General features: G+C 44.6%; 22 protein-coding genes. 11 read left to right on the top strand and 11 right to left on the bottom strand.

Annotated elements, in window-relative coordinates:
• Positions 1–261: 261 nt before the first annotated feature.
• Together AKJ31_RS12505 and AKJ31_RS12500 are read left to right on the top strand one after the other, a co-directional pair.
• Complete coding sequence (locus AKJ31_RS12505; RefSeq protein ID WP_053409440.1) at positions 262–2964, top strand: heavy metal translocating P-type ATPase; 2703 nt, start codon at positions 262–264, stop codon at positions 2962–2964.
• Between the two features lie 8 nt (positions 2965–2972).
• A complete protein-coding gene (locus AKJ31_RS12500; RefSeq protein ID WP_053409439.1) occupies positions 2973–3413 on the top strand; it encodes a DUF411 domain-containing protein in 441 nt (146 codons plus the stop codon).
• An 83-nt stretch (positions 3414–3496) separates the two neighbouring features.
• On the opposite strand, the gene AKJ31_RS12495 is transcribed toward AKJ31_RS12500, so the two are convergent.
• From AKJ31_RS12495 to htpG, 4 genes are all read right to left on the bottom strand, one after another.
• Positions 3497–4165: an oligogalacturonate-specific porin KdgM family protein gene (locus tag AKJ31_RS12495; protein ID WP_053409438.1), complete on the bottom strand. Its 669-nt coding sequence runs from the start codon at positions 4163–4165 to the stop codon at positions 3497–3499.
• A gap of 475 nt (positions 4166–4640) precedes the next feature.
• Positions 4641–5597 (bottom strand): ferrochelatase, encoded by a 957-nt coding sequence (hemH, locus tag AKJ31_RS12490; RefSeq protein WP_053409437.1) that lies wholly within the window; start codon positions 5595–5597, stop codon positions 4641–4643.
• Positions 5598–5748: 151 nt separating this feature from the next.
• A complete protein-coding gene (adk, locus tag AKJ31_RS12485) occupies positions 5749–6393 on the bottom strand; it encodes an adenylate kinase (protein ID WP_053409436.1) in 645 nt (214 codons plus the stop codon).
• A gap of 447 nt (positions 6394–6840) precedes the next feature.
• Positions 6841–8745, bottom strand: coding sequence for a molecular chaperone HtpG (htpG, locus tag AKJ31_RS12480; protein WP_053409435.1), 1905 nt, complete (start codon positions 8743–8745; stop codon positions 6841–6843).
• A gap of 255 nt (positions 8746–9000) precedes the next feature.
• Between htpG and AKJ31_RS12475 the strand changes: the two genes are divergently transcribed.
• The 4 genes from AKJ31_RS12475 to AKJ31_RS12460 are packed head-to-tail and all read left to right on the top strand — an operon-like array spanning position 9001 to position 11485.
• Positions 9001–9870, top strand: coding sequence for a winged helix-turn-helix domain-containing protein (locus tag AKJ31_RS12475; RefSeq protein WP_053409434.1), 870 nt, complete (start codon positions 9001–9003; stop codon positions 9868–9870).
• Between the two features lie 10 nt (positions 9871–9880).
• A complete protein-coding gene (locus AKJ31_RS12470; protein ID WP_053409433.1) occupies positions 9881–10396 on the top strand; it encodes a regulatory protein ToxS in 516 nt (171 codons plus the stop codon).
• Positions 10397–10444: 48 nt separating this feature from the next.
• Entirely contained in the window at positions 10445–11200 is a 756-nt protein-coding gene (locus tag AKJ31_RS12465; protein WP_053409432.1) for a sulfite exporter TauE/SafE family protein, read from the top strand.
• Between the two features lie 6 nt (positions 11201–11206).
• Entirely contained in the window at positions 11207–11485 is a 279-nt protein-coding gene (locus tag AKJ31_RS12460; RefSeq protein ID WP_053409431.1) for an Rdx family protein, read from the top strand.
• 43 nt (positions 11486–11528) lie between these two features.
• Here AKJ31_RS12460 and yfcE read toward each other — a convergent pair whose 3' ends face one another.
• Genes yfcE through AKJ31_RS12435 form a run of 5 tightly spaced genes read right to left on the bottom strand, consistent with a single transcriptional unit; the run spans position 11529 to position 14394 of the window.
• Positions 11529–12077, bottom strand: a complete 549-nt coding sequence (gene yfcE, locus AKJ31_RS12455) for a phosphodiesterase (protein ID WP_053409430.1) — start codon at positions 12075–12077, stop codon at positions 11529–11531.
• 47 nt (positions 12078–12124) lie between these two features.
• Positions 12125–12532, bottom strand: a complete 408-nt coding sequence (locus tag AKJ31_RS12450; RefSeq protein WP_053409429.1) for a CBS domain-containing protein — start codon at positions 12530–12532, stop codon at positions 12125–12127.
• On the bottom strand, positions 12529–12879 hold the full coding sequence (locus AKJ31_RS12445; RefSeq protein WP_053409428.1) for a P-II family nitrogen regulator: 351 nt from the start codon (positions 12877–12879) through the stop codon (positions 12529–12531). Before AKJ31_RS12445 ends, AKJ31_RS12450 begins: the two co-directional genes overlap by 4 nt.
• Entirely contained in the window at positions 12869–13660 is a 792-nt protein-coding gene (locus AKJ31_RS12440; RefSeq protein ID WP_216599438.1) for a DUF1538 domain-containing protein, read from the bottom strand. Before AKJ31_RS12440 ends, AKJ31_RS12445 begins: the two co-directional genes overlap by 11 nt.
• Complete coding sequence (locus AKJ31_RS12435; protein WP_053409426.1) at positions 13660–14394, bottom strand: DUF1538 domain-containing protein; 735 nt, start codon at positions 14392–14394, stop codon at positions 13660–13662. Before AKJ31_RS12435 ends, AKJ31_RS12440 begins: the two co-directional genes overlap by 1 nt.
• Before the next feature lie 217 nt (positions 14395–14611).
• On the opposite strand from AKJ31_RS12435, the gene AKJ31_RS12430 reads away from it, so the two are divergent.
• The 5 genes from AKJ31_RS12430 (at position 14612) to AKJ31_RS12410 (ending at position 19074) form a co-directional block, all read left to right on the top strand.
• On the top strand, positions 14612–15526 hold the full coding sequence (locus AKJ31_RS12430) for a TIGR01777 family oxidoreductase (protein WP_053409425.1): 915 nt from the start codon (positions 14612–14614) through the stop codon (positions 15524–15526).
• A gap of 44 nt (positions 15527–15570) precedes the next feature.
• Positions 15571–16398, top strand: a complete 828-nt coding sequence (locus AKJ31_RS12425) for an SDR family oxidoreductase (RefSeq protein WP_053409424.1) — start codon at positions 15571–15573, stop codon at positions 16396–16398.
• 296 nt (positions 16399–16694) lie between these two features.
• Positions 16695–17549: a co-chaperone YbbN gene (locus AKJ31_RS12420; RefSeq protein WP_053409423.1), complete on the top strand. Its 855-nt coding sequence runs from the start codon at positions 16695–16697 to the stop codon at positions 17547–17549.
• 141 nt (positions 17550–17690) lie between these two features.
• Positions 17691–18614 carry an SPFH domain-containing protein gene (locus tag AKJ31_RS12415; RefSeq protein ID WP_053409422.1) on the top strand — a complete coding sequence of 308 codons (924 nt, stop codon included), beginning with the start codon at positions 17691–17693 and terminating at the stop codon, positions 18612–18614.
• Between the two features lie 7 nt (positions 18615–18621).
• The gene (locus AKJ31_RS12410) at positions 18622–19074 is read left to right on the top strand and encodes an NfeD family protein (RefSeq protein WP_053409421.1); all 453 of its coding nucleotides are present in this window, start codon (positions 18622–18624) and stop codon (positions 19072–19074) included.
• A 582-nt stretch (positions 19075–19656) separates the two neighbouring features.
• On the opposite strand, the gene AKJ31_RS12405 is transcribed toward AKJ31_RS12410, so the two are convergent.
• Together AKJ31_RS12405 and AKJ31_RS12400 are read right to left on the bottom strand one after the other, a co-directional pair.
• The gene (locus tag AKJ31_RS12405; protein WP_053409420.1) at positions 19657–20478 is read right to left on the bottom strand and encodes a hypothetical protein; all 822 of its coding nucleotides are present in this window, start codon (positions 20476–20478) and stop codon (positions 19657–19659) included.
• Between the two features lie 77 nt (positions 20479–20555).
• Positions 20556–21623 (bottom strand): porin, encoded by a 1068-nt coding sequence (locus tag AKJ31_RS12400; protein WP_053409419.1) that lies wholly within the window; start codon positions 21621–21623, stop codon positions 20556–20558.
• Between the last annotated feature and the right edge of the window lie 198 nt (positions 21624–21821).

The raw sequence follows: 21821 nt of genomic DNA, 5'->3' as shown, positions 1-21821 counted from the left end.
AAACGTCAATTTTGTTTTTCATCACTTACAGGCGAGCAGAAAGCCGCAAACTTTCGTCGCACTTCACGGTGATTTTTTTTCAATTTACGGAACTTTAGATTTGCGATTAGATAATGTTGATATAACTCGCATAAAAAACCGTCAAAACAGACACTTAGCAAGGCGATTTTGACGTTTTTAAAAACATTTCCGAAAGGCTTGACCTTACCCTTGAGGAAAGGTTTATTCTCAATAACAATCCAATATTTGAGGGTGCTAGGTATGTTTCAGTTCGATATTCCTCTCTCTGGTTTAAATTGCATGGGTTGTGCAAGGAAAGTAGAAAGAGAACTCACATCAAAATACGACGTCACGATCAAAGAGCTGTCTCCAACTCAGGTCGTTTTAACCAGTGATCATCCGTTCTCTGATCTAGAAACGACGATTAATGCGCTCGGCTATCACGCAGGTAATCAATTTCACCTTTACTTAGAAGGGCTAAGCTGCGGCAAGTGCGTTAATAAGGTGAAAGCGAAACTCGAAGAGCAACCTTTGGTGGGTCAGTTTGAGGTATCCAAAACAGAACTAACTGTGTCTACCCTTCTTTCACTGGAAGAAGTCATCAAGCTTATTGAGGCGTGTGGCTATCACGCTTATCAACAAAAAGTAGAAGAGTCTTCAACTGAAGCAATCGTAGAAGAAAGCCCTGTTAATCAAGCTGCGCAAAATGAACAACCCGTGGATTCGGCGGCGGCGATTCACTTATTGCTATCTGGCATGACATGCGCCAGCTGTGTGGCTTCGGTTGAGAAAGCACTGCTTAGCAATAGCAATGTCGAACGTGCACAGGTTAACTTGGCTGAACAAAGTGCTTTGGTATTCGCAAAATCAGACGACTCACAAACTATCCAAGCCCTGTTGGAATCCGTTAAGCAAGCGGGTTATCAAGCGGAAGTAATTGACGATCCACAACAGCAACAAAGCAAACAACTGGAGCAACAAATCAAGACACAAGCCTACTTTAAGAAAAGTGCTTGGGCAGGTTTACTCGTCGGTGGTCCACTGATGCTTTGGGGCTTGGCGGGCGGCAATATGATGATCCGCTCCACCAGCGATCAATTGGCCTGGGGTGCTATCGGCCTCATCTGTTTAGCGCTACTTGCGACAGCAGGTAAAAGCTTCTTTACCAACGCTTGGCAAGCGCTGACTCACAAGCGCGCCACCATGGATACCCTAGTTGCGCTCGGCACGGGTGCAGCTTGGTTGTTCTCAATGCTGGTCGTCGCGTTCCCAACTTGGTTCCCTGAAGCCTCGCGTCATGTTTACTTCGAAGCCAGCGCAATGATCATTGGTTTGATTTCCCTTGGTCACTATATAGAAGCAAAAGCGAAAGCAAAAACAACGCGTTCACTGCAGGCCTTGATAAACCTGCAGCCAAACCAAGCCACCCAAGTGACCGAGAATGGCGATGTCACCGTTGCAATTAACGACATTACCTTGGGGATGCAGTTAAGAATCAAACCTGGTGAGAAAGTGCCAGTTGATGGACAAGTTGTCTCTGGCCAATCTTACCTAGATGAGTCAATGCTGACGGGTGAACCCGTACCCGTTCATAAACAAGCAGAAGATTTTGTCTCTGCAGGCACGCTAAACCAAGATGGCGGTTTGATTATTAAGGCGACCGGCATTGGTAGCAACACCATGCTGTCTCGCATCATCTCTTTAGTGAGAGAAGCACAAAGCAGCAAACCGGCCATTGCCAAGTTAGCCGACCAGATCTCATCTGTATTTGTACCTGTGGTCGTTGCGATTGCTATTCTTGCTGCCGCGGTTTGGTTTATGGTTGGTCCAGACCCGAAAGCCAGTTACATGCTGGTGGTTTCAACAACAGTATTGATTATCGCCTGCCCTTGTGCGCTTGGCTTAGCGACCCCACTTTCTGTGACGGTTGGTATCGGTAAAGCAGCGGAAATGGGCATACTGATCAAAGACGCCGATGTTTTACAAAGTGCTAGCAAGATCGATACGGTAGTGTTTGATAAGACAGGCACATTAACGCTCGGCAAGCCGGAAGTTCAATCACTTTACTCGGTTGATAACGATGACAAGCAACTGCTTGCGCTTGCTGCGGGTATTGAACAGCACTCAGAGCACCCGCTCGCCAAAGCGATCGTCACTGAAGCGCATAATCGTAACGTAGCTCCAGTTGAGGTGGACGAGTTTAATAATGAACGTGGTAAAGGCGTGTTTGGCCAGTACCAATCGCAAACCTTGTCGGCGACTTCTTTGAATTACGCCGAAAAACAAGGTTGGGATTTAGCACCACTGCGCGATGCTACTCAGCAGAGTGAGCAAAACGCGGCAACCCCAATAGTGATTGCCTTAGATGAAAAAGTTGTTGGCATCATTGCGATTGCAGATTCGTTGAAAGAAGACGCTAAACAAGCTGTCGCAGAGTTGAAAGCACTGAATATTACCCCTGTGATGTTAACGGGTGACAACCATCACGTTGCGAAAGCCATCGCTGAACAAATCGGTATTGAGCAGGTCATATCTCAGGTATTACCGGATGAAAAAGCGGGCCATATTAAACAGTTACAACAAAACGGAATGAAAGTGGCCATGATTGGTGATGGTGTCAATGATGCCCCTGCCCTTGCGCTGGCCGATATTGGTATTGCAATGGGCAGCGGCAGCGATGTTGCGATAGAAAGCGCGCAAATGACACTACTGAACTCATCACCACTTGCCGTGGTTAAAGCCATCGAATTGTCGAAAGCCACCGTAAAGAATATGAAGCAAAACCTATTTGGTGCCTTTGTGTATAACACACTCGGTATCCCTGTCGCTGCGGGTGTACTTTATCCAGCATTTGGTTTTCTTCTTAGCCCCGTAGTCGCGGGAGCCGCCATGGCATTGTCTTCGATTACTGTTGTCAGCAATGCAAACCGACTAAGATTATTTAAAACATCCATTCGTTCCTAGAGGTTCCTATGAAAGTTAAAGCTCTCTCACTCGCAGCATTTATGTTGCTATCAGGCCAAGCACTGGCAACAGACGTGCTGAATCATAAATCGCCTTATTGCGGTTGTTGTACGGAGTGGACGAAACACATGAAAGACGCAGGATTCGACGTCACCGAGCAACTGCACGAAAACATGAATCCGATAAAGCAAAAACTTGGTATCACACCGGAGTTGGCATCTTGTCATACCGCAGAGATAGATGGCTATGTGTTTGAAGGTCATATCCCAGCAGAAGACATCAAGGCATTCTTAGAAAACCCACCACGCAACGCGAAAGGCTTGGCGGTTCCTGGTATGCCAATGGGCTCTCCGGGTATGGAATACGGTAACAAACAAGACGCTTACACGGTTTACGCCTTTAACGATAAAGGCCAAGTGTTTGAATACCGTCGTTACGAAGGAAAGTAACCTTATATACGACAGAACATTACGATCAAATAAAGCCCGGTGATGAGCCGGGCTTTTTATTACAAGGACAGTTTTAGAAAGGGTTAGAAACCGTAAGAAGCACCGAACACAAATGCGTTGTTCGTGTTGTCGCCTTGGTTACGGAACTCAAAATATGGTTGAACGCCGTTGCGCGTCCAAGTTGCACGCAACTCATGGTCCATAACTTCTGCATCGATCATGTACACGTTGTTGTAGCTTAGTGCTAGGTCTTCATTCACCGTGTAAGCAATGCGGTTGTCCATACGGTAGTCTGTATCGGCATCATTGCTCGTTGCATCGATGTGTGCACGAGTACGGTTGCTGATTGATAGACCGTTGTCAAAGTTGTAGCCAATTTTAACTAATGGGCGGTACTGTAGGCTTTCACCTTCATGGAATAGGTGTTGGTAACCCGCTGCTACCCATAGATTGTCGGTAATTTGGAAAGACTGTTCACCACCGACGGTTACATACACTTCGTCTTGCATAGATTGACCATTTACTTCTTCAATCTCACCAAGTTGAATGCCATCAAACTCAGTATAAACGGTAAAACCACCCATTTGGTTGTCGAACGTGTGGCCTGCTTCTAGTGTTGAAGTCACATCTGAACCGTGCATTTTGTCTGCATCAGAGTGAAGCTGTACGTTACCCGTTACGTAAGAAGAACCCGCAAAAGCAGTTGAAGCGAAAAGTAGCGAAAGTGCGCCTAGAGTGAATTGTTTTTTCATAATTAATCTACCTTAATCTTAAAATTAGCCGCGGTATAAACTTAGTTTTCACCACTAATTAACCGCAAAATGGGATAGCCTCCCTGGCTTGCTTTTCATACTGACCAATTTAATTCACGAAGAAAAATAAATCTCTCACTAGTGAGATCTTCCTCACTTTCAAAAACAAGATTAAAATAAATTAATTTAAAAACAATAAATTAGGAAATATATAAAAATACCTAAAACGACGCTCAGTGATCTGAAGCACATAAAATAACAACAAACTCATCAATAACGATAAATAGATCACGTGGACTTTTTTAGGTGAGTTAATTTTCGATAAAAAAAATCAGATCTTGATCACCAGAATCAGAGTTTCAAACAGAGCCAGATTCTGGGTTAGAAGCGGAGTAACAAGACAGAAGATAAGCAGCAGAAATAAAAATAGGCCGCAAGCGACCTTTTCTATTGAAGTTTCCGGTAGGAAAAAGAATTAGTTTTTGATCAAGTCCGCCATCATTTCAATGTGCAAATCGTCATCATTCAAACAAGGGATAAAGTTGAATCGTCCACCGCCGTGTTCCATAAACAGCTCACGGCACTGATCAGAGAGCTCCTCAAGCGTCTCTAAACAGTCAGAAGAAAACGCAGGAGAGATAACATCCAGATTTTGTACGCCTTTGCTAGGCAAAGTCTCTAAGGTTTTATCCGTGTATGGCTGTAGCCATTCTTCTCTGCCAAATCGAGACTGGTAAGTCATACCAATTTGGTTGGGCTCTAAACCTAACTCGCGCCCCAGTAATGTGGTTGTACGCTCACAGTGAATTGGATACACATCGCCATTGTCCGCATAGCGCTTAGGAATACCGTGGTAAGAACACAGTAAGTAGTCACCCTTACCTTTTTGCTCCCATGAGCGACGAACGCTTTCTGCGAGTGCCTTAATATAGAGCGGATGATCGTGATAATCGCTGATAAACTGCAGTGCTGGCATCACTGGCACTTGCTTGAGTGCTTTTGCCAGTCCATCAAACGCCGCCGCCGTAGTGGTTCCGGAATACTGAGGATACAGAGGCAATACGATCACTTCTTCGACACCTTGCTCGACTAACGCCTTAACACCCGTTTCTAAGCTCGGATTGCCGTAAGTCATGCCTAACTCAACAGGCATCTGTAGCAACGCTTTGAGCTTTGCGGCTTGTCTTTGAGAGTAAACCATCAGTGGCGAACCTTCATCCATCCATACTGATTGATATAGCTTAGCCACTTTAGGTGCACGGATCGGCAAAATCGCACCGTGTAAAATAGGACACCACAACCAACGTGTCATATCTACCACACGCTTGTCGTGTAGAAACTGGCTTAAAAAACGTTTCACCGCTGGCGCAGTTGGCTCGTCCGGTGTGCCTAGGTTAATCAACAACACACCTTGTTTGTTATTATTTTGCATAGAATCCTACCGCCACTAAATTAGCTATTTACGTTATAACACCGTTATAGATCAATGTGTAAGCATAAAAAAAGCGACCTAAAAAGGTCGCCTTCACTATAACAAATTTCAAAACTTACTCGAAGTCTTGCTCAAATAATTGAGTCACAAATTAAGACAGTGCTTTTTCGATGTCTGCACTTACTTCAGCAACTTGCTTAGTACCGTCGAATTTTAGGTACTTAGTCTTGCCTGCTTCAGCTTCTTTACCGTAGTAAGCGATAAGAGGAGCCGTTTGGTCATGGTAAACACCAAGACGTGCACGTACGGTTTCTTCTTTGTCGTCATCACGAACAACAAGATCTTCACCTGTTACGTCGTCTTTGCCTTCTACTTTAGGTGGGTTGTACACAACGTGGTATGTACGACCTGAAGCTAGGTGAGCACGACGACCAGCCATACGCTCAACGATTACGTCGTCAGCTACGTCAAATTCGATTACGTAGTCAACGTCTACGCCCATTTCTTTTAGGCCATCAGCCTGAGGGATAGTGCGCGGGAAGCCATCTAGTAGGAAACCTTTTTCGCAATCATCTTGAGCAATACGCTCTTTGATTAGACCAAGAATGATTTCATCAGAAACTAGCTGACCAGCATCAATTACAGCTTTAGCTTGTTTACCAAGCTCAGTACCTGCTTTGATTGCAGCACGTAGCATGTCACCAGTAGAGATTTGTGGAATACCGTATTTCTCCATGATGAATTGAGCTTGTGTGCCTTTACCTGCACCTGGAGCACCTAGAAGAATGATGCGCATGTTTAATCCTCTTAAGATAATAATAATTTATACCGAAGCTCACTATGCCGACTAACAGAGCTAGCCCAGCTCACGGTAAGTTTCGGTATAACTGTTTTACAGTAAAAAAACCAACGCCACATATCACGCAGTCAATCGATTGCTTGAGCGTCGTTACCGACAACAATGTAGGCAGTCTCAGTCCACATCTCGGTATCCACCGCTCTCTCTTGCAACAATGAGCACATAATTGATGGAGTTGGCATCTGACAGGCGTGCACATTACACACCTGTACGCTTGGTTTCAAGATTGCATTCTATCATACAATCTTGGTTGTAAGCGCGCAGTACGACTAAAGAATGCTTAAACACTCACACTTAGCCGCCGCTTTTGCAGTTTTTATTCACGATAAGCGCAAATAAATCAAAAAGCCCGCAAATTGCGAGCTTTTCGAACATCTTTAGCTATTAGCCCTTAGTCAAAAGCGAGTTAACCGCACCTAAGAACTGTGATGGGTCTGCCAAAGAACCACGCTCTGCCAGCATTGCCTGACCGAGCAGAACTTCAACCCAGCGACCAAATGCTTCTTCGTCGGCTTCGTCAGCCATACGCTTCACCATTTCGTGTTGTGGGTTGATTTCGAAGATGTATTTCACTTCAGGTACCGCCTGACCAGCTGCTTCAAGAAGCTTCGCCATTTGTGTCCCCATTTCGAAGTCGTCTGTCACAACCACCGCTGGCGTCGATGCCAGTTTAAACGTTGTGCGAACTTCTTTAACTCGGTCACCTAGGTAAGCCTGAGTGCGTTCAACCACAGATTTAAACTCTTCTTCGGTCTCTTTCTGCTTCTCTTTTTCCGCTTCGTCTTCAAACTTGCTTAAGTCCAAGCCAGCTTTGGTGATCGACTGGAACTGCTTACCGTCAAATTCGGTCAAGTAGTTCATCAACCACTCATCAATGCGGTCGTACATCAGAACAACTTCGATGCCTTTCGCTTTAAACTGCTCTAAGTGCGGGCTGTTTTTCGCTGCTGCGTAGCTGTCTGCTGTCAGGTAGTAAATCTTATCCTGACCTTCTTTCATACGCTCAACGTAAGAAGCCAAATCCACCGTTTGCTCTGCTGAGTCCACTTCTGTTGAAGCGAAACGCAATAGACCAGCGATCTTCTCTTTGTTGCTCATGTCTTCTGCAGGGCCTTCTTTCAGCACAAGGCCAAACTCTTTCCAGAACGACTGGTATTTGTCTGCGTCGTTTTTCGCCATGCGCTCAAGCATAGTAAGGACACGCTTAGTACACGCATTACGCAGTGATTGAGTGACTTTGTTGTCCTGAAGAATTTCACGAGACACGTTCAATGGCAGGTCATTTGAGTCAATCAAACCGCGAACGAAACGTAGGTACGACGGCATAAATTGCTCGGCATCGTCCATGATAAACACACGTTGAACATACAACTTAAGACCTGATTTGTGGTCACGGTTCATCATATCCCACGGTGCTTTTGACGGAATGTAGAGCAAACTTGTGTAGTCGTTTTTACCTTCTACACGGTTGTGGCTCCAAGTTAATGGATCCGCAAAGTCGTGCGATACGTGTTTATAGAACTCTTGGTACTCTTCTTCAGAAATATCCGCTTTGTTGCGCGTCCAAAGTGCCTGAGCTTTGTTGATTTGCTCCCACTTCTTCTCGCCTGTTTCTTTGCCTTCTTCGTCACGTACGACGGTTTGGATAGAGACAGGAATGCCAATGTGGTCAGAGTATTTGCTGATCACTTCACGCAGACGCCATTCGTTAAGGAACTCTTTTCCTTCGTCACGCATGTGCAAAATGATGTCCGTACCACGAGTTTCTTTTGAAATTCCTTCAATGGTGTACTCACCTTCGCCCGCAGAATGCCATTGAACGGCTTGGTCTGCCGCTAGGCCTGCTGCGCGTGTGCGTACCGTCACGGCATCAGCCACGATAAACGCAGAGTAGAAACCTACCCCGAATTGGCCGATGAGTTGAGAATCTTTAGATTGGTCTTCTGACAGCTTTGAGAAGAACTCTGCGGTACCCGACTTCGCAATCGTACCTAGGTGCTCGATAACGTCTTCACGGCTCATACCGATACCGTTATCAGAAATAGTAAGCGTATTGGCTGCTTCGTCAAACGACAGCTTTACACCTAAATCCGCATCGCCTTGGTAAAGCTCAGGGTTAGATAGAGCTTGGAAACGCAACTTATCCGATGCGTCAGACGCGTTTGAAATCAACTCACGTAAAAAGATCTCTTTATTGGAGTAAAGAGAGTGAATCATCAGATGAAGTAACTGCTTTACTTCTGATTGAAAGCCACGAGTTTCTTTATTTGGTGCTGTTGTCTCGCTCATGATAACTCCATTACATCTATACTGATCAAGCCTCTAATAGGCGGTGATTGATACAATCTGGTGATAAAAATGAGGGTGACAATTGTAAATTCAAGGTTAGAATCGATAAAAACAGTGTTTTTTTACTTTTATTTTGACTATCCTTGCTAGTTGCAAAAAAATCAAAAAAAATAAGCATCTCTCAAATTTAGTGTATGTGCTTTATTTTGAGCACGCTGTATAACAAAAACCCCTAAGAAAGAATGGCCGAAATTGATGAGCAACATAGGTACTAAGTTCAATCTGGCGAATAGATTCACCTTTGACCCCAATACAAATTCGCTTGTAGATAAAGAAAACGATAACGAAACCACGCATCTAGGCAGCAATGAAAGTCGTATTCTGACTTTGCTGTGTGAGAATCCGGGGGCGATCGTTTCGCGTAATGAATTACATGACTTCGTCTGGCGTCAGCAAGGTTTCGAAGTGGATGATTCAAGCTTAACCCAAGCTATCTCAACACTTAGAAAGCTTCTACAAGACTCAACCAAATCTCCTCAGTTTGTGAAAACTGTGCCAAAACGTGGCTACCAACTTATCGCGTCGGTCGAAAGAACGGTGCCGTTGATGAGCGGTGAAGCTGTAGTTGAAGAACCAATAGAAGAGCAAGACGCTGCACTACTCACACCAGAAGAGAACAGCTTCGTTGAATCGGTTATAGAGCCAGAAGTCACGCCTGCAGAAATAGAAACTGCACCTGTCGCGCCTGCAATCGCCGAGAAAACGGAAAAAACATGGCTACCTCGCGTACTGATTCTCCTTGCATTGCTATTGCCACTGTGTGTGATTCTATTTACTACCCCTAGTGAATCTCAACTCCGTGAAGTCGGTGTCTACGATAATACACCTGTATTGACACCAACTAACCACCCAGACCTCAGCCACTGGGCGAAATCTATCGAGCAATGTGTTAAACGCTACAACGGAACCCATAAGGGAGAGTTAGCTCCGGTAGAAGTGATCGCAACGGGCGGCCAGAACAACAACTTGGTACTGAACTACATTCATTCGCTAGAACATTCCGGTGAGAACATCACCTTCAAGATCTACGCGAGCCAAGAAGACCTAAGTAAAGTGTGCAAATAGGAACAAGAACATGAAACTAAAATTTGCAGTAGGACTACTTGCTCTTTCCGTGGTATTCAGCGGTTGGCTTTACTGGGGAAGCGACTTAAAAGTTGAACAAGCGATTACGTCGAATGAATGGCAATCTAAGATGGTCACCTTCATCACCGAACCGATGCAAGACACCGCAGTCGGTTCACTGCGTAAAGTAGACATTAGTTCGAACGTTAAGTACTTGCCAAACGGTAGCTACATTCGTGTGGCAATGGTTAAACTGTTTGCCGAAAGCGAAGTGAATGAAAGCGTTATCCATATCTCTGAAACAGGTAAATGGGAAATCAGTGACAACTACCTGCTGGTCTCTCCGGTTGAATTCAAAGATATCTCTTCAGACCAAAGCAAAAACTTTACCGAAGAGCAGCTTTCATTAATTACACAAATCTTCAAGATGGACGCTCAACAGAGTCGCCGAATCGATATTGTGAATGAGAAAACCTTGCTTTTGACTAGCTTAAACCACGGTTCTACGGTACTTTTCTCTAACTAACTTCATTTAAATAAGGGGCATGATGCCCCTTAATTTTTATCTTTGCTCATGGACTGGCTCAATTCCCTTTTACTGTTTTTTGGCTCATTTATCTCCAACACCTTAGCATCGCTATCAGGCGGCGGAGCGGGCTTACTTCAATTCCCCTTACTAATATTCTTTGGCCTGCCTTTTTCCATCGCGCTAGCGACGCATAAAGTCGCCAGTGTCGCGCTCGGGTTAGGCGCAGCCTACACTCATATCAAACACAAAAGCTTTAGCCCCAACGTCGCAGCCTATCTGGTATTGGTTGGGAGTATCGGCGTTGTCATCGGCGCCAATATTGTTTTGTTGATTCCGGAACAAATCGCCGAGAAGATGCTCGGGCTAATGATCCTCGCGATAGGCATTTACTCGCGTTTGAAAAAACAACTCGGACAAACCGCCCGCCCAACCCATCGTGATCTTAAAGGCTGGATTATTGGTGGATTGGGGCTAATTGTTATCGGCATTATCAACGGTTCATTGACCGCAGGTTCAGGCTTATTGGTCACGATATTTCTGGTGCGCTGGTTCGGCTACAGCTATAAACAAGCAGTCGCACTGACGATGCTGTGTGTGGGTTTATTTTGGAATGGTATTGGTGGCGTAGCGGTCGCAATGGCAGGCGCGCCTATCTACTGGCCTTGGTTACCGATTCTATTGCTGGGGTCATTCTTGGGTGGTAGTTTGGGGGCGTACTTAACCACCAAATACAGTAACCAAGTGATTAAAATTTGTTTTGAACTGCTGACCTTCGCGGTTGGAATTAAGCTTTTACTGTGAGGATGTATGGATAAAGCGATTATTGATATTTACTACTGCCGCCAATGCAACTGGATGTTGCGTTCAACCTGGCTTTCACAAGAGTTGCTGCATACTTTTAGTGAGGAAATTGACACCGTGTCGCTTCATCCAGATACAGGGGGACGATTTGAAATTCACTGTAATGGTCAGTTAATTTGGGAACGAAAACGCGACGGTGGCTTTCCTGAAGCGAAAGTACTGAAGCAAAAAGTCAGAGATATTATTGACCCAGAGCGAGACCTCGGCCATTCAGACCGAAAATAAGCCAGACAAGCTGCAGACATTGCAGCTTGTTTTGTATTCACGGTTATGCAATCGAGGTTGATACGACTTCATCACCATCAAATGTCATCACACTCAACTGCTTATCTTGCAGCATACCAAAGCTCGGCGCAAAACCGTTGCGCGGAAAAGTCACAGAGCCTGGGTTAAACACGAACTGATCCCCATCCAACTCCGCAACAGGGATATGCGTATGGCCGTGGGCAATCATATCCCCATGTTTAAGTGGTGGGCGTTTACTCGCGTTGTACAAGTGGCCGTGCGTAACAAACAGTCGTTGTCCCGACTCTAAAATCACCCAAGCAAAGTCCATCATCATCGGAAAAGACAGCAGCATTTGGTCGACTTCACTGTCGCAGTTACCACGCACAGCAATGATTCTATCGGCGTATTGATTGAGTAACTCTGCAACCGCAGGTGGGTTATAACCTTCAGGAACAGGGTTACGCGGACCATGGTTGAGAATATCGCCCAGCAGCACTAAATGTTCACACCCTGACTCGTCAAACGCTCGTAGTGTTTTCTCGGTTGCAGGCAAACAGCCATGCAGGTCTGAGGCAAAAAATAGTTTCACGACATCATCTCCTCAAAATAAGTGAGGAGATTGTACGTAATTTACGTTTAGCCGTCATCCCGCGCCATACCATTGATCACTATGTTGTTATAGCTGACCATGCCGATGACTTTATCGTTTTCAATCACAGGCGCACGGCTGATACCAAAGCGTTCAAACAAACGCGCGCAATATTTCACATTCATATCAGGTGACACAGACAACGCCGGCTTGGTCATGATTTCGTAGATGTTAGTGCGGTCGGGTGAGCGGTTTTGCGCCAGTACTTTTTTCGCAATATCGTTCATCAGCACCAAGCCATATTCGTCGTCTGCATTGCGCTTATTGACCACCAACGCTTTGACGTTGTGCTTCTTTGCCAATTGGATACCTTCTCTGACCGTAGTCAAACCATCAATCATGACATAGGTACTGGCCATGACATCTCGAACGCTGATTTTTTCGTGGCTATTCATAGTTCGTCCTCTACCACCTTGGTTAATTTTTCTACCTGATGAGCAACCCCAACCGCGTCTTCAATATCAATCTGAATCGCGATCCCCTGCCCTGACTCTTGGTCAAACTCCCCGACATCACTGATGGTTTCGAGGATATGACGTGAAAGGTGTTCTTCCACGACAAACAACAACACATCCTTTTGCACCTCTAGCGTTAAACCAAAAAATGTCGTCTTCTTGTTTAAGCCCTCTCCTCGAGCATTATTGATAACCGTTGCCCCTGTTGCGCCAGCATTTCTTGCCGCGTCCAACACAGAGTCGGTTTTGCTGTCTTCAACAAAAGCGAGTATCAATTTAAAGCGCATTTTCTTTATCCTCCAATTCTGACTCACGGTTGAGCCAGCGAGTGATTTGGGCGTAAGCCATAACAGAAATTATCGGAAACAAACTGGCAAAAGCGATCAACCCAAAGCCGTCAATCATTGGACTTCGACCCGGAACTGTTGATGCTAAACCGAGGCCCAGCGCCGCTACCAATGGCACAGTAACCGTCGATGTTGTAACGCCCCCCGAATCGTATGCCAACGGCACAATTAGCTTAGGTGCATAGAAAGTTTGAACCACAACGACAATATAGCCAGCAATGATGTAGTAATGGATCGGATCGCCCACCACAATTCGATAGCTACCGAGCGAAATACCGATCGCCACGCCTAATGCGACTGCGATTCTTAAGCCGTTAATACTGATCGACCCACCAGAAACTTGGTTTGCCTTTATCGCCACCGCGATCAATGAAGGCTCTGCGATGGTGGTACTAAAACCAATACAAAACGCAAAAATGTACACCCAGTAATAATCCTGCCAGTGAATCGCGGCATCGTCAGATAAACGGAATTGGCTGAGAAAGTCCGGTGCGGTGAGTTGCATTGCCATCGTCTCCCCTAACGGGAACAGCGCCAGGTCTAAACCAATCAGAAACAATGACAGGCCAAGGATGACATAAACAAAGCCAAACAATACCCTTGGCAAGTTAGTCACTGGACGTCTTAATACGGCAAATTGGAAACCAAAGATGATCGCCGCAATTGGTAGTACGTCTCGTATAGTACTCAGAAAAGTGTCTGCAAAGTGGGACCAATTCATCACGCCACCACCATGCCGAAAATCATCACAAACATCATAGGTAGCAGCGAAGCAAACGCGATTAAACCAAAGCCATCGATCATCGGGTTTCTTCCCTTAATCGCCGACGCCAGTCCAACACCAAGAGCTGTCACCAAAGGAACCGTGATGGTTGAAGTTGTCACTCCGCCCGAGTCATACGCCACGCCAATAATACTCTCAGGGGCAAAAATGGTGAGGACAACCACGCCGATATAGCCCGCCATGATCATGTACTGGATAGACCAACCTTTGAGAATACGCAGTACTCCCACCATAATCGCCAGCCCTACAGACAGAGCAACGGTCAAACGTAATCCTGTGGCATATTGCTCCATCGCAATCTCGCTATGAGCAATCATCCCTCCTTCAGCCGCCACTTCGGCTGCTTCGTCGGCGACCGCAGTCAGTGCAGGTTCTGCGACTGTGGTGCCAAATCCTAAACAGAATGAAAAAACCATCAACCAGAATACGCTACCTTTACGAGCAAAAGCTTGAGCCATCGACTCGCCAATTGGGAACAGCCCCATCTCAAGGCCAAAAATAAAAAAGGTCAGCCCTGACACAACCAGAACTAAACCAAATAGAATAGACAACAAGTTAGGCAGTGGTTCTTGAAGGACCACTAACTGGAAAAAAGCAATCACGATAATAATCGGTAGCAAATCGCGTAGACTTGCCCAAAACGCTTTCATTAGCGCGGTAATTGCTTCCATATGCACCCCATCCCTATGCTCATTAGCTTTATAATGACAAATGAGTTAACGGTTTGATGTGACGAAAACAGGGTGACGACAAACAAACGTAACAAAATATTAATTCTGTGATAATCATTTGCTTTGCATAATCCCTGTTCCGAAGTGGAGCTAACTCGCTATAATTAATAGCGTTACTGACATTTACAGCAGGGCACGGACGTTCTAGGAGAAATGGATGAAAATATTGCTCACCGGTGGTTCTGGATTTATTGGTCGCGAACTCGTTAAGCACCTGACCACTCACCAAGTGGTTATGCTTACGCGGTCTCCAGCGAGAGCAAAAGCGGCCGTAAACCACGCGGATATGGGAAACATCAGCTATGTTTCGAGTCTAGATAAATACCATGACTTCAACGAGTTTGACGCGGTAATTAACTTGGCTGGTGAACCGATAGCAGATAAACGCTGGAGCAAAGTACAGAAGAAAGAAATCTGTGATAGCCGTTGGGGCCTAACGGAAAAACTGGTCGATCTCATTCACGCCAGTACAGCGCCACCAGCAGTACTGATTAGTGGTTCCGCAGTGGGTTATTACGGCGACCAACAAGCGCATCCGTTTGATGAAGACCTTCACGTCCACAGCCAAGGATTCCCTCATCACGTATGTGCCACATGGGAAAATATCGCTAATCGAGCACGTTCTGAGTACACACGCGTCTGCACCCTACGTACAGGTATTGTTCTTGCGCCTGATGGCGGTGCGCTGAAGAAGATGCTTCCTCCGTATAAGTGTGGCGTCGGTGGCCCAATCGGCAATGGCAAGCAGTACATGCCATGGATCCATATGCTCGATATGGTTAGAGCCATCGTCTACCTGCTTGAAACCGAGCACGCTCAAGGACCATTCAATCTGTGCGCCCCTCACCCTGTGACTAACCAGTATTTCAGTAAGGTGCTAGCGAGAACGCTTAAGCGCCCACACTTCTTGTTCACTCCTAAATGGGTACTTAAACTCGCCATAGGAGAAAGCTCAGTGTTGTTGTTTGACAGCATTCGAGCCAAACCAAGGAAGTTAACCGAGCTAGGCTTTCGATTTAGCTATTCACGCTTAGCTCCAGCACTAAAAAACTTATTACAACATCATGAATAATCTTTTAATCTAATCACTTAATCGACAGATAAAGAAAGGGATTCATGAGTAAGTCAATTCTCATTACTGGGTGTTCTACAGGGATTGGTTATGTTTGTGCGCACGCATTAAAGCAACGCGGTTATCAAGTTATTGCCTCTTGCCGCAAAGCTGAAGACGTTGAGAGATTAAAGGCTGAGGGCTTGACGTGTCTTCATCTCGACTTAACCGATAGCGATAGTATTTCTTTAGCCGTCCAGCAAGCATTACACATCACTGGTGGCCGACTCGACGCACTGTTTAACAACGGAGCGTACGGACAGCCTGGCGCGTTAGAAGACTTACCTACCCAAGCTCTACGCGAGCAGTTTGAAACCAACTTTTTCGGCTGGCACCAATTGGTCACTGAAGTTTTGCCAGTGATGCGCGCACAAGGACATGGCAGAATTATTCAAAACAGTTCTGTATTGGGCTTTGCGGCAATGAAATACCGCGGTGCTTACAATGCGTCTAAATTTGCGATTGAAGGTTGGACGGATACCATCAGGCTTGAGTTGCTGGACTCGAATATTCATATCAGCTTGCTTGAGCCCGGCCCTATCGAGACGCAATTTCGCGCCAACGCGAAAGCCGCCTTTCTAAAGTGGATCGCAATCGACACCAGTGTCCACCAACATGCGTATCAGCAACAATTACGACGTTTGGATAAAGAGTCTTCAGGCAATGCTTTTGTTCTTCCTGCTGAATCGTGCATTGCACCTGTTATTGACGCGTTGGAATCGACTCATCCTAAGATTCGTTATCGCATCACCACGCCCACCATAATGTTTGCGGTATTAAAAAGAATATTACCTACTCGATTGCTCGATAAAATATTGATGCGTGCGGCATAAATAATGTATTGCAATGTAATTTAATCGTAACAATCGAACGTTATCTTCATATTCGAACACTCCTTGACCAATTCAAGCGTTACATTCGGAAAGATAACATGTCATTAAACCAAATTAACTGGCTTAGTGTGGGTGTTGCGCTCGTTTTATTTATCGTTCTGTAAACACTTCCGCGCTCTTCACATGACAAACACACTGCATTCGCTGTTCAGTGTGTTTTGTCTCGTGCTCACCTTGATATCCCTAGCCAAAGCCCATATGTTTGAACTATCTCAAACGTTGCAAGGAACCGTTAGATGCAATCACCTTTTATTGTCGAGCTAAACGAACAGAACTTCCGCCAAGTATTAGAAGGCTCAGTACAGACACCTGTGCTAATTCACTTCTGGGCTCCAATGAGCCAAGAAAGCGCACAAATTATTCCTGATCTGCAAACTCTGGCTCAGCAATACAACGGAGCATTTACGCTCGCACTATTGAACTGCGAGCAAGAACAACTGATTGCTTCTCAATTTGGTGTTCAGGCCTTGCCGACAATTGCACTGTTTATTAACGGACAGCCAGTTGATGGACTCGGCGGTCCGCAAGAACTCGCGGCGATCCAAGCAATGTTAACAAAACACCTGCCAAGCCAAGAAGAAATGAGTTTGAAGCAGGCGCTGGAATTCGTTCAGCAACAACAATTCGCTCAAGCGTTACCGATTCTCCAGCAACTACCAGTAGAAATGCAGCAAAAAGGCGACGTTAAATTGGCAATGGTTGAGTGTTACCTTGAAACACAAGATTTTGCCCAGGCCAAATCTCTGTTGGAAGATATTCCTCTGGAATATAAAGATAACTACTACAAGAGCCTAGTTGCGAAACTGGAATTACATGAACAGTCTGCGAACAGTCCGGAAATTCAATCGCTCGAAACTGCGCTAGCAAATAACCCAACGGATAGTAAAGTCGCAGCAGAGCTTGCATTAAGTTATCACCAGGTAAGCCGAGATGAAGAAGCTCTGGAACTATTGTGGAGCTTTTTGCGTAAAGACCTCAATGCGCAAGACGGTGAACTTAAAAAACACTTTATGGATATATTGGCCGCCCTTGGACAAGGCAACGCGATTTCTGCTAAATATCGCCGTCAGCTCTATTCTCTGCTTTATTAGAATAGAATTAAATCAATATGTTAAAGCCGGTAATACCGGCTTTAATTTTGTCTAAAGTTAGTCCCACTTCTCATTTATTTCTTTGTTTAAACGGTTTAATTAAGAAACAATCGACATATCACTTTAACCAAGGAAATAAACATGGCAGTTGACTCATTGATTGCAATTGGCGGCTTTCTAGTTGTTGTAATTGCGCTTATTTTTGCCGGCGTAAAAACCGTCCCACAAGGTAATAACTGGACGGTAGAACGTTTTGGTCGATACACCCTTTCTCTCAAACCAGGACTCAACATCATTATTCCATTCATCGACAGCATTGGTCATAAAGTCAATATGATGGAAAGAGTTCTTGATATCCCTGCTCAAGAAGTGATTTCAAAAGACAACGCCAACGTAACCATTGATGCGGTTTGTTTTGTGCAAGTCATTGACGCAGCAAAAGCCGCCTATGAAGTTAACGACTTAGAACATGCGATCAGAAACCTGACTTTAACCAATATTCGTACCGTTTTGGGTTCAATGGAACTCGATGAAATGCTGAGCCAACGCGATATGATCAACACTAAGTTACTTACGATCGTCGATGACGCAACCAACCCTTGGGGCGTAAAAGTAACTCGTATCGAGATTAAAGACGTTCAACCACCAGCTGACCTCACTGCAGCGATGAATGCACAAATGAAAGCAGAAAGAAACAAGCGTGCTGAGATCCTTGAGGCACAAGGTATCCGTCAAGCGGAGATTCTTCGTGCGGAAGGTCAAAAGCAATCTGAGATTTTAAAAGCGGAAGGCCAAAAGCAAGCCGCAATCCTGCAAGCAGAAGCTCGTGAACGTGCTGCAGAAGCGGAAGCGAAAGCAACAACGATGGTATCAGAAGCGATTGCCAAAGGTGACATGCAAGCGGTGAACTACTTTATTGCTCAAGGCTATACCGACGCACTGAAAACCATTGGCCAAGCAGAAAATGGAAAAATCATTATGCTGCCTCTCGAAGCTTCTGGTCTAATGGGGTCAGTTGCAGGCATAGCAGAAATGTTTAAACATCAAGCGAAAGAAAACAAGTAGGTATGTTTTGATAGAATTTTTGGAATCCATTAACCACTGGCACTGGCTGGCATTTGGCCTAGCACTGTTAGCGTGCGAATTGCTCGGTGCGGCAGGCTACCTGTTGTGGCTGGGTATCTCAGCGTTACTCGTTGCCCTCGTTCTGGCACTTGTGCCGATGAGTTGGCAGTTGCAGTGGGCATCATTTGGTGTGTTTTGCTTGGTGACAACCTGGCTATGGTGGCGACGCCAGTTTAGTAACGATCAGCAAAGTGATGCCAGCCGAACCTTGAATCAGAAAGAAAAGCAACTCATCGGTGAGACCTTGTTGCTTGACGAAGATTTCCCAGCAGGTAAAGGACGTTTAAAGGTGGGTGACACCACTTGGACTGCAAGGTCTGACACCCCAATCGCTAAAGGAACATTGGTCGAAATCACTCAAGTCAACGGTATTATCCTCACCATCCAAGAAAAAAATTAGTCTGACTTTACTCATCTAAGCTAAAAAAGAGGCATATATTCGCCTCTTTTTTGTATCTAGAATACTTTGTCTTTATTTATCAGCTCATTAAATATTCTTTAGTGCGAAAAAACTTGGTAGTAATTCGTCACATTCGACTCTGCTAATAACGATAAAGCTCAACACCTGAAAATTAAAACGAATAGTAATCAGAGCATTATTAATTATTGTCTCGCAACAAGTTGAAGTTATTTATTAAAGAAAACTTTTAAAGTTTAAATTATTTTTGATCTTTTATTGGTTACAAACATACTTAGAGTTGATGCAGTTATCGATATGTCTAACATTTAAACTCATGAGAGGTGAGCTTATGAAAAGCATAATATTACTTGCGTGCAGTATAGTGTTCTTTAGTAGTAATGCTGTTGCAGTAATGAACAACAGTGCGGGGAATTCTACAACCGGTCCCAATGTGGAGTGTACTATGCCAGATGGGACAATGAAGTATATTCCTATACTCATCTGCAAGCATAGTAATGGCACCATCAAATATTAATTAAAGCCCCATGCACTCGTCATGGGGCTTTAATCAAAATAACAAATCTATTGGCTGATTAGCCACTGTAATATTTGAGAACGCTCGATTTCACTCGCTTCTGAATACCAATATTGCATCATATTAAGCTCTTGAGAAGTGCTCTCTAATTTCTGTACAACACCTTTACGGTTTGAGATGGCGAACTGTGAAAACTTATCGATATCTTGAGCAGAAGCTTTAGCATACCAATACTGCGTCATTTCTAGAGCTTTACTCGCAGGAGCTGAGTCATTTACTTTTGTAACCTCAGGCGTTTGATTGACATACGGTTGAGTTGATTGATTTCTCGCTATTAGTGTGTCAGCTTCTTGCTCAATAGCTTCGAAATATGCCTTGGGCACACTTACTTCAACGATATTATTGTTGCCTGACGTAATCGTAAAATTAACATTCTCGCCGCTGAATTCTGCTAACTCACGTTCGCTAAAAGGAAAACTAACCCATTGAGTGACTGTGCAATGTTCACTGCACGTTTCAGCCATTGGTTTTGAATTATCGAGTGCCACAGTTTGACCTAAGACGCTAGCACTATGAAAAACATCATAGCTTTTAAAGAATGTAACCGTCATATCAATGGTAGACTTTTTGGTTAAGTTACTTTCGCCTATAGGTTGCACAGATGTATATGTTAGTTCTGATCTCACTAGATTAGCTCCGACTAACGCTTGCGTGTCGGGTATTATAGTTTTAGCAGCAACTTCAACATAATTACTCCTTTCTTTAATACTCTGAACAGCATCAGAAAAGTCACTTGAGCTATTGAGGGTACTACAACCAGCAGTGATAGATACTGCTGATAATAGGAACAAACATCTTAATATTTTCATATTTTTGATCCTTTAGAAAAAATACGCCAGCATACATGCTGGCGTATATTATAAAGAAAGGCAATTAGAACATGTAGTTAGAAACCGTATTCTAGACCAAAACGAGTTACAATATCTGTGTCTAGGTCACCAACGGTGCGACCAGCTACACGTACGTATGGTACAAAGCCGTCGATTACACCCATAACCTGTAGAGAAACAGTATTGCTGTCACTGTTATTTATCTTATCACCATTTAATTCTGCATCTTCATTAGCTGCATAACCTAGTTTGATACCTAGTGGGCCGTTCCAGTATTGACCAATGATAGAGTATGACGCTTGTTCAACATCAGCTCCGTTTACACCAGCAGCGTTATCCAACTCTTCCATTTTATACGCTGCTGCAAGGCCAAAGCCTGCTGGAAGGCTAACTTCAGCACCTACTAGGTAAGTCGTGTTGTCTTGGTTTTCGACTTTACGGAAATCATTACCTGTTTCAATAGCACCCATTAGAGTTACTTTCTCAAAGCTGTATTTAGCGTTCGCACTTACAAAGTAAGAGTCATCAGCCGTTGCTAGACCACCGCCATTGTCGTTGTCATCGCGACCGATAGATGTAGCGAAAGAGAAACCACCAAGCTTAGGCGAATCGTAACGAACTTGGTTTGATTGGCGATCGTAGTGTGCACCAATGCCACCCCAGTCGAATACAGAACCTAGACCAGGGTTAGAAAATGGCCAGTCAACAATTTCGTATAGTGGAGTCAGAACTCGACCAACGCGAACGTTACCCCAATCACCTGAAGCACCTAGGAAAGTATCGCGGAAACCTAGAACACCACCAGAAACACCACCATGTCCCCAGTCAGTGCTGTCTACATAGCCAGACTCGATTTGCATCGTAATCTTAAAGTTCTCAAACATATCTTTGTGAGCACGGAAACCGATACGTGACTCGTTCTCAACTACATAACCTTGATCTTGTCCTGTAGAGCTATCAGCAACGTCATTGCTGGTAGTGTTGTAGTTTACTAGCGAGATAGCCGCTACACCGTAAACTTCAACAGTAAAGTCAGAGTTAACACCTACCTGCTTAGCCATTACACCTGTTGATGCTAATGCTACTGCAGCTCCTAAAAGCGTACGTTTAAACATTTTGTCCATGGAAAAACTCCTAAAAATGGATATAGCTGTATTTTCTTTTTCTCGCCTTAAGTTGGCCGCCGAAGGGAGAAAGCATTTCCTATATTTGAAAATCTCTAATTAATCATTAATTGTTGATTTTCTATTCCTGCATACACGTTGTGTATCCATAGTTTCCAGACTAACTTTGCGGAGAAAAACATCAATCAGATCTTAGTT

It is taken from the genome of Vibrio hepatarius (assembly GCF_001274785.1).
Lineage (GTDB): Bacteria > Pseudomonadota > Gammaproteobacteria > Enterobacterales > Vibrionaceae > Vibrio > Vibrio hepatarius.
This window is presented reverse-complemented; position numbering and strand designations above follow the sequence as displayed.